At 77.3% G+C, this 949-nt stretch carries 1 protein-coding gene; it reads left to right on the top strand.

Features of this window, described 5'->3' with window-relative positions; translation table 11 throughout:
* A partial coding sequence (locus ACWJ6R_RS37080; protein WP_449066661.1) for a condensation domain-containing protein occupies positions 1 to 949 on the top strand: 949 nt, incomplete at both ends.

Here is a 949-nt window from a genome sequence, read left to right as displayed (position 1 = left end):
CGGGGGGCGCCCGGCTCGCCGGAGTGGCTCGCCGCCCGGGTCGCCGCGGCCCCCCTCGACCTGGGGACCGGCCCGGTCTCGCGGTTCACCCTGTTCCGGCTGGGGCCGCTGCGCCACCTGCTGCTGGTCGTGGCCCACCACGCCGTCTTCGACGGCATGTCCAAGGACGTGCTCCTGCGCGACCTGGCCGCCGCCTACAACGGTGAGGAGCCGTCCCCGCTGCCGCTCTCGTACGGCGAGGCGGCCCGCGCCGAGCAGGGGCGGGTGGACGCCGGGCTGGACGCGGCGGCGGAGTTCTGGCGGCCCCGATGGCACGACGACCAGCGGGTCGCGCTCCCCGGGGCCACCGGTTCCTCGCTGCGCGCGGCCCCCGGCGACGCGGTGGAGCTCGCCCTCGGCGACGAGGTGGCCCAGGCCGCCGGGCCGCTGGGCGTCACCCGGTTCGAGTTCCTGCTCGCCGCCCTGCACGTGCTGCTGCGCGCCTACGGCAACGAGCGGGTGACGGTGGCGGTGGACCTGTCCACCCGGACCGAGCAGACCCGCGACCACGTCGGGCTCTTCGTCAACGAGCTCCCGGTGGCCTCGGTGCCGGACGGGACGTTCGCCGAGTTCGCCCGCTCCCTGCGGGAGGAGCTGCGCGCGGTCTACCGGCACCGGGAGGTCCCGCTGGCCCGGGCGCTGGGCGGGATCGGCCCGCGCAGCGCCCTCACCCCGGTCTCGGTGAGCTACCGGGCGCGGCCGGGCGCCGACCCCGTCTTCACCGGGCTCGACGTCTCCGTCGACTGGGCGATGTTCAACGGCGCGGTCCGCAACACGCTGCACCTGCAGGTCGTGGACGCGCCCTCCGGGCTCTCGGCCGCGCTGCTGTTCAACCCCGCCGTCGTCGGCCGCGCCGGCTGCGAGGCCGTCGCGGAGGACCTGCGGACCCTGCTGCGGGGCGTCGCCGCCC

The organism is Planomonospora algeriensis (genome assembly GCF_977012225.1).
The sequence above is the reverse complement of the archived record's forward strand: the minus strand, read 5'-3'. Positions and strand labels throughout refer to the sequence as shown.